We start from the raw sequence: 7847 nt of genomic DNA on the forward strand, positions 1-7847 counted from the left end.
GCGGCGGTGGGACCGGGTGCCGGTGCGGTGCGGCCCTCAGGGGGCGCTGTCGTCGACGACGGCCAGGAGGGCGCCGACGTCGACCTGCTGCCCGACGGCCGCGTGCAGGGCCGTCAGCGTGCCCGTGACCGGGGCGGACACCGTGTGCTCCATCTTCATCGCCTCCAGCCACAGCAGGGGCTGCCCGGCGCGGACGGCGGCACCGGTGCTCAGGCCGTCGGCGACCCGGACGACGGTGCCGGGCATGGGGGCGAGCAGGGAGCCGGGCGCGCGCTGGGCGGCCGGGTCGGGAAAACGCGGCAGGGCGGTCAGGGCGGTGGCGCCCACGTACACCCGGTCGCCGTAGCGGGCCACCTCGAACCCGCGCTGCACGCCGTCCACTTCGAGGACGACGAGGTGGGCGTCGGCGTGCACGACCCGGACCCCGTCGGCGGCGAGGCCCGCCCGGGTGTGCCGGTAGCGGACCTCGTGCTCCTCGCCCGCCAGGGCGTACCGCTTGACCTGCGGCTGCGAGGGCAGGTTGCGCCAGCCGCCGAACCGGGAGCGGCCGTGGGCGTCGGCGAGCGCGGCGGCGAGCGGGGCGTACGAGTCGGGGCGGGGGGCGGTGAGGGCGGCGAGGTGGCGGTCGTAGAAGCCGGTGTTCATGCGGCCGCCGGTGAACTCCTCGTGCCGCAGCGAGCGCACGAGCAGGTCCCGGTTGGTGACGGGGCCGTGGACCGCCGCCCGTTCGAGGGCGCCCGCGAGCTTGCGGACCGCCTCGGCGCGGGTGGGCGCATGGGCGACGACCTTGGCGATCATGGGGTCGTAGTGGACGCCGATGGTGTCGGCGTCGGCGTAGCCGGTGTCGAGACGGACACCACCGGGCACGGCCAGGCGGTGCAGGGTGCCGGTCTGCGGGGCCCAGCCGGCGGCCGGGTCCTCGGCGTAGAGGCGGGCCTCGACGGCGTGGCCGTGCGCCCGGGGCGGCTCCCCCTCCAGGGCGTGACCCTCGGCGACGCGGAGCTGCAGGGCGACCAGGTCGACGCCGAAGACGGCCTCGGTGACGGGGTGTTCGACCTGGAGGCGGGTGTTCATCTCCAGGAAGTGCGCGCGGCCGTCGGCGACGAGGAACTCCACGGTGCCGGCGCCCACGTAGTCGACGGCGCGGGCGGCGCGGACGGCCAGCTCGTGCAGTTCCCGGGTGAGGCCGGCGGTCAGGCCGGGGGCCGGGGCCTCCTCGACCACCTTCTGGTGGCGCCGCTGCAGGGAACAGTCGCGGGTGCCGAGCGCCCACACGGTGCCGTGGGTGTCGGCGAGGATCTGCACCTCCACGTGCCGGCCGCCCGCCTCTCCCCCGAGGTAGGGCTCGACGAAGACCTCCCCGTCGCCGAACGCGCTCGCCGCCTCGGCGCGGGCGGCCTCCAGTTCGGCGTCCAGGTCCGCGAGGCGCCGCACGATCCGCATGCCCCGCCCGCCGCCGCCCGCCGCCGCCTTCACCAGCACGGGCAGGTCGGCCTCGGTGACCCGCTCCAGCGGACGCAGGCCCATCAGCGCCTTGGCGCGGGTCTTGGACGCCATCGCCTCGATCGCCTCCGGCGGTGGCCCGATCCAGGTCAGGCCCGCGTCGGTGACGGCCCGGGCGAAGCCGGCGTTCTCCGACAGGAAGCCGTAGCCGGGGTGGACGGCGTCCGCGCCGGCCGCGACGGCCGCCTTCACGATCAGGTCGCCGCGCAGGTACGTCTCGGCGGGCGCGGCGCCCGGCAGCCGTACGGCGGCGTCGGCCTCGCGGGTGTGCAGGGCGTTCCGGTCGGCGTCGGAGTGCACGGCGACGGTGCTGATGCCGAGGTCGCGGCAGGTGCGGAAGACCCGGCAGGCGATCTCGCCCCGGTTGGCGACGAGCACAGAAGTGATCACTGGTGACCCCTCACATCCGGAAGACGCCGAAGCCACCGCGCACGCCCTCGAAGGGCGCGGTGTGGATGGCCGACAGGCACAGGCCGAGGACGGTACGGGTGTCGCGCGGGTCTATCACGCCGTCGTCGTACAGCCGCCCGGACAGGAACATCGGCAGGGACTCGGACTCGATCTGCTGCTCCACCATGGCCCGCAGCGCCGCGTCGGCCTCCTCGTCGTACGGCCGGCCCTTCGCGGCCGCCGACTGGCGGGCCACGATGGACAGCACGCCCGCGAGCTGCTGCGGGCCCATCACGGCGGACTTGGCGCTGGGCCAGGCGAACAGGAAGCGCGGGTCGTAGGCGCGGCCGCACATGCCGTAGTGGCCGGCGCCGTAGGAGGCGCCCATGAGCACGGACAGGTGCGGCACCCGGCTGTTGGCGACCGCGTTGATCATCATCGCGCCGTGCTTGATGATGCCGCCCTGCTCGTACTCCCGGCCGACCATGTAGCCGGTGGTGTTGTGCAGGAAGAGCAGCGGGACGTCGCGCTGGTCGGCGAGCTGGATGAACTGGGCGGCCTTCTGCGACTCCGCGCTGAACAGCACGCCCCGCGCGTTGGCGAGGATGCCGACGGGATAGCCGTGCAGGGTGGCCCAGCCGGTCGTCAGGCTGGCGCCGTACAGCGGCTTGAACTCGTCGAAGTCGGAGGCGTCGACGATCCGGGCGATCACCTCGCGCGGGTCGAAGGGGGTCCTCAGGTCGCCCGGGACGATGCCGAGGAGTTCGTCCTCGTCGTACCGGGGCGGTTCGGCCGGGCCCGGATCGGGGTGCGCCTTGCGGTGGTTGAGGCGGGCGACGACGCGGCGGGCCTGGCGCAGGGCGTCGAACTCGTCCACGGCGAAGTGGTCGGCGAGGCCCGACACGCGCGCGTGCATCTCCGCGCCGCCCAGGGACTCGTCGTCGCTCTCCTCGCCGGTGGCCATCCGCACCAGCGGCGGCCCGCCGAGGAACACCTTCGCCCGCTCCTTCACCATGATCACGTGGTCCGACATGCCCGGGACGTAGGCGCCGCCGGCCGTGGAGTTGCCGAAGACGACGGCGACGGTGGGGATGCCGGCCGCCGACAGCCGGGTCAGGTCCCGGAACACGGCGCCTCCGGGGATGAAGATCTCCTTCTGGGACGGCAGGTCGGCGCCGCCGGACTCGACGAGGCTGACGCAGGGCAGCCGGTTGGCGAGCGCGATGTCGTTGGCGCGCAGCGCCTTGCGCAGGCTCCACGGGTTGGTGGCGCCCCCGCGCACGGTGGGGTCGTTGGCGGTGATCAGGCACTCCACGCCCTCGACGACGCCGATGCCGGTGACGAGCGAGGCGCCGACGGCGTACTCGCTGCCCCAGCCGGCGAGCGGCGACAGCTCCAGGAACGGGGTGTCCGGGTCGAGGAGCAGTTCGATGCGCTCGCGGGCGAGGAGCTTGCCGCGCCGGCGGTGCCGTTCGACGTACTTCTCGCCGCCGCCCGCGAGCGCCCTGGCGTGCTCGGCGTCGAGGTCGGCGAGTTTGGAGAGCATCGCCTCGCGGCGGGCGCGGTAGTCGGGGCCGTGGACGTCCAGGGCGGACGCGAGGACGGTCACAGGAGGGCCTCCGGGATGTCCAGGTGGCGGGAGCGCAGCCATTCGCCGAGCGCCTTGGCCTGCGGGTCGAAGCGGTGCCGGGCGGCGACGCCGGCGCCGAGGATCCCCTCGACGACGAAGTTGAGGGCGCGCAGGGCGGGTAGGACGTGCCGGGTGACGGTCAGCGGGACGGTTTCGGGCAGCAGCTCCCGGAACCGGTCGCAGGTCAGCTCGTGGGCCAGCCATCGCCAGGCGTCGTCCGTGCGCGCCCACACCCCCACGTTGGCGTCGCCGCCCTTGTCGCCGCTGCGGGCGCCGGCGACGAGCCCGAGGGGCCCGCGCCGGGCGGGCCCGGGCGGCAGGGGTTCGGGCAGCGGCGGTTCGGGCACCTCGGCGAGGGCGCGGGTGCCGGGGGCCCGGGGCACGGGGACACGGCGGCCGTCGGGGAGGACCGCCACCTCGCCGACGGTGTCCCGCGCGACGTGGACGGCCTCGAACACGCCGTAGGGCGCCGCCTTCCCGGGCGGGGCGAGGACGTGGAAGCCGGGGTAGCTGGCCAGCGCCAGCTCGACGGCGGCCCGGCCGAGGGAGCGTCCCACGGCGTCCGGGTCGCGGTCCCGCACGACGAGGCGGAGCAGGGCGCTCGCGGTCTCCTCGGTGGCGGCGTCCGGCCGGTCGGTGCGGACCAGGTCCCACCGCACCTCCGCAGGGCGGGACCCGTCGGCGGCCAGGGCGTCCTCCATCTGCCCCCGCACCAGGCAGGCCTTGCGGTCGACGTCGAGCCCGGTGAGGACGAAGGTGACCTCGTTGCGGAAGCCGCCGAGGCGGTTCAGGCCGGCCTTGAGGGCCGGGGGCGGGGCCTCGCCGCGCACGCCCTCGACGCGGACCCGGTCCGGGCCGTCCTGGGCGAGCCGGACGGTGTCCAGCCGGGTGGTCACGTCGGGGCCGGCGTAGCGGGCGCCGCCCGTCTCGTACAGCAGCTGCGCCGTGACCGTGCCGACGTCGACGACGCCGCCGGTGCCGGGGTGCTTGGTGATGACGCAGGTGCCGTCCTCGTGGATCTCGGCGAGCGGGAAGCCGGGGCGGCGCAGCCGGTCGAGGGCGTGGTCGGTGAACAGGGCGTAGTTGCCACCGGTGGCCTGGGTGCCGCACTCCAGGACGTGCCCGGCGACGACGGCGCCCGCGAGGCGGTCGTACTCCCCCGGCTGCCAGCCGAAGTGGGCGGCGGCCGGGCCGGTGACGAGGGCCGCGTCCGTCACGCGCCCGGTGACGACGACGTCCGCGCCGGCGCGCAGGCAGGCGGCGATGCCGAAGCCGCCGAGGTAGGCGTGGGCGGCGAGGCTGTCCGGGTACCGCTCCCTGAGGTCGTCGCCCTCGACGTGGGCGACCCGGACCGGCACGCCGAGCCGGCCGGCCAGCTCCCGCACCCGCTCGGCCAGTCCGGCCGGGTTGAGGCCGCCCGCGTTCGTGACGATCTTCACGGACCGCTCGTGGGCGAGGCCGAGGCACTCCTCCAGTTGCCGCAGGAAGGTGCGGGCGTATCCGGCGGCGGGGTCCTTGAGCCGGTCCCGGCCGAGGATGAGCATGGTCAGCTCGGCGAGGTAGTCGCCGGTGAGGACGTCGAGCGGGCCGTCGGTGAGCATCTCGCGCAGGGCGTGGAAGCGGTCGCCGTAGAAGCCGGAGGCGTTGCCGACGCGCAGGGGCGCCGCCGTCACCGCTCGTCCCCCAGCGGCGGACGGCCGGAGCCCGGCGGGCCGGCGAAGGCCTGGGCGATGTCGAGCCAGCGGTCGGCCGCCGGGCCGTCGGCGCGCAGGGCGAGGTCGCTCCGGTGGGCGCGCTGGGTGACCAGCAGACAGAAGTCGACGGCGGGGCCGGTGACGCGCTGGGGCGCGTCCTCGGGGCCGTACGCCCACACCTCGCCGGAAGGGGCGGTGAGCTCGACGCGGAACGGGTCGGCGGGGACGGGCAGTCCGTGCACGCCGTGGGCGAAGTCACGGGTGCGCACCCCGAGCCACGCCACGTGCCGCAGGCGGTCGGTGGGGGTCCGCGCCACCCCGAGCGCGTCCGCCACGTCCTGGCCGTGGGCCCAGGTCTCCATCAGGCGGGCGGTGGCCATGGAGGCGGCGGACATGGACGGGCCGTACCAGGGGAAACGGGCGCCGGGGCGGGCCTCGCGCAGCGCCTTGTCCAGGGCGGCGCGCCCCTCCCGCCACCGGGCGAGCAGATCCCCGGGCGGCCTGCGGGCGCCCTCCTCGGCACCCTCGTCGACGAACGAGCCGGGCGCGGCGAGCGCTTTCCCGGCCAGCGCGCGGAAGGCGTCCTCGTCGGTGACGGCCAGCAGGGCGGAGTGGTCCGTCCAGGCGAGGTGGGCGATCTGGTGGGCCACGGTCCAGCCGGCCGCGGGGGTGGCGAGCGCCCACCGCCCCGGGCTCAGCCCGGCCACGACCCGGTCGAGCTCCTCGCTCTCCTCGCGCAGATCGTCGATCACGGTCGTCGGGTCGGACACGAGGACGCTCCCCTCGGGGCACGGCGGTGTGCGGCGCGGTGTGGTGTGACGCGGTGTGGAGCATGGCAGCGCCCGGAGAAACAATCAAGCATGCTTGCATGAATTTCCCCGGGCGACGCGCCCCGGCCCACGGCGCGGGAGCGACCGCGAGTGCCCGGGCCGCATGCCGGTGGCGGGCGCGGCCGAAGCGCCGACGGGCGGGCGGGGCCGGTCCGCCCCCGCCCGTCCGCACCGCTCCGGAGCGCGCTCGGCCACCAGGCAAGAAGGCGCGGGCCTGCCAATCGCGGGCGCGCCCGGCCGACCCGGGCCGGAAGGGTGCGCGGGGCCTGCCGATCGGGGCCGCGCCCGGCTCACCCGAGGGGGCGCGGGGCCTGCCGATCCGAGCGCTCCCGAGCCACCCGGCTGGGCGTGGGGCGCGCGGGCAGGCGCGCTCTCGGGCCGGGGGGCGGGGCGGCTCCGGGGGTGTGCCGGACGGCGGTGGGGCCGAGGTCAGGGGGCCAGGTCGGGTACGGGTGGCCTGCGCCGTCCCACCTGGGTCCGCACCGCGCCCATGCTCGCCGCGATGACCAGCGCGACGGCGAGCGCCTCGGCGGCGGACATCGACTGGTGGAGGACCAGGAAGCCCGCCGTCGCGGCGAGCGCCGGCTCCAGGCTCATCAGGATGGCGAAGGTGGAGGCGGGCAGGCGGCGCAGGGCGAGCAGTTCGAGGGTGTACGGCAGCACGGAGGAGAGCATCGCGACCCCCGCGCCCAGCCCGAACGTCACCGGATCGGCGAGCTTCGCCCCCGACTCGGCGATCCCCAGCGGCAGGAACAGCAGCGCCCCGACCGCCATGGCCAGGGCCAGCCCGTCGGCCTGTGGGAAGCGGCGGCCCGTGCGGGCGCTGAAGACGATGTAGGCCGCCCACATGGCCCCGGCGCCCAGGGCGAAGGCGACCCCCGCCGGGTCGAGGCCGCTGAAGCCGCCGCCGCCGAGCAGGAACACCCCGGCGAGGGCGAGAGCGGCCCAGACGACGTTGATCGCGCGGCGCGAGGCCAGGACGGACAGGGCGAGCGGACCGAGGACCTCCAGGGTGACGGCGGTGCCCAGCGGGATACGGGCGATCGACTGGTAGAAGAGCCCGTTCATCGCGGCCATGGCGATGCCGAAGACGACGACCGTGGCCCAGTCGGCCCGCGAATGCCCGCGCAGCCGCGGGCGGCAGACCAGGAGCAGCACGACCGCGGCCACGAGCAGGCGCAGGGACACGACGCCGAGCGCACCGGCCCGGGGCATCAGGGTGACCGCCAGAGCGCCGCCGAACTGCACCGAGACGCCGCCGGCGAGGACCAGGCCGACGGGCCCGAGGGAACCGCCGCGGTGGGGCGCGCCACCCGGCGCGGAGGCGGCCGGTGCCGGTGCCGACGGCGACGGGGTGGCGGGACTGGGGATGGTCACGGGCGGTCCAGGGAGCGGCTCGGAGTGTGTGGTGACGTTTGTCCATCAAGATGTACTACCGAGTCCACGGTAATGGACCCGGTCAGGCGTGTGAAGCCTCCACGCCACTGTCCCACAGGCCCAGGAGGCGGGCCATGGCTCCCCACCGCACAGCGAGGACGTCCGCCCCGTCCGCCCGTCCGCCCCGTCCGCCCGTCCGCCCGTCCGCCCCGGAGGCGGTAGCGAGAGGCACCTTCGGACCGTGGCCGCACCGCGCCCGCCCCGCACCCGGCCGCCCCGCCGCATCCGCACCCACGCACAGACCCCCCGCGCCCGCCCCGCCGCACCCGGGAGCGGACGAGAGGGGACGTGCCGGGGGGTGCCCGCCCGCAGCGGCCGGCGCGTCGACGCGGGGTGCGCTGCTGAGAAGCCTCGTTCGCGCCG

General features: G+C 76.1%; 5 protein-coding genes. All 5 read right to left on the reverse strand.

Going from position 1 to position 7847, the window contains the following annotated elements:
- Window positions 1-36 precede the first annotated feature (36 nt).
- The 5 genes from ACWDNY_RS09645 to ACWDNY_RS09665 all read right to left on the reverse strand — a co-directional run bounded on the left by ACWDNY_RS09645 (window position 37) and on the right by ACWDNY_RS09665 (window position 7424).
- A complete protein-coding gene (locus tag ACWDNY_RS09645; protein WP_451645172.1) occupies window positions 37-1893 on the reverse strand; it encodes an acetyl/propionyl/methylcrotonyl-CoA carboxylase subunit alpha in 1857 nt (618 codons plus the stop codon).
- Between the two features lie 10 nt (window positions 1894-1903).
- Window positions 1904-3502 carry an acyl-CoA carboxylase subunit beta gene (locus ACWDNY_RS09650; RefSeq protein WP_451645173.1) on the reverse strand — a complete coding sequence of 533 codons (1599 nt, stop codon included), beginning with the start codon at window positions 3500-3502 and terminating at the stop codon, window positions 1904-1906.
- Complete coding sequence (locus ACWDNY_RS09655) at window positions 3499-5196, reverse strand: acyclic terpene utilization AtuA family protein (RefSeq protein WP_451645174.1); 1698 nt, start codon at window positions 5194-5196, stop codon at window positions 3499-3501. Before ACWDNY_RS09655 ends, ACWDNY_RS09650 begins: the two co-directional genes overlap by 4 nt.
- Complete coding sequence (locus ACWDNY_RS09660; protein ID WP_451645175.1) at window positions 5193-5987, reverse strand: TIGR03084 family metal-binding protein; 795 nt, start codon at window positions 5985-5987, stop codon at window positions 5193-5195. Before ACWDNY_RS09660 ends, ACWDNY_RS09655 begins: the two co-directional genes overlap by 4 nt.
- A 489-nt stretch (window positions 5988-6476) precedes the next feature.
- Window positions 6477-7424: an EamA family transporter gene (locus ACWDNY_RS09665; RefSeq protein WP_451645176.1), complete on the reverse strand. Its 948-nt coding sequence runs from the start codon at window positions 7422-7424 to the stop codon at window positions 6477-6479.
- Window positions 7425-7847: the final 423 nt, after the last annotated feature.

The organism is Streptomyces sp. NPDC003697 (genome assembly GCF_053587115.1).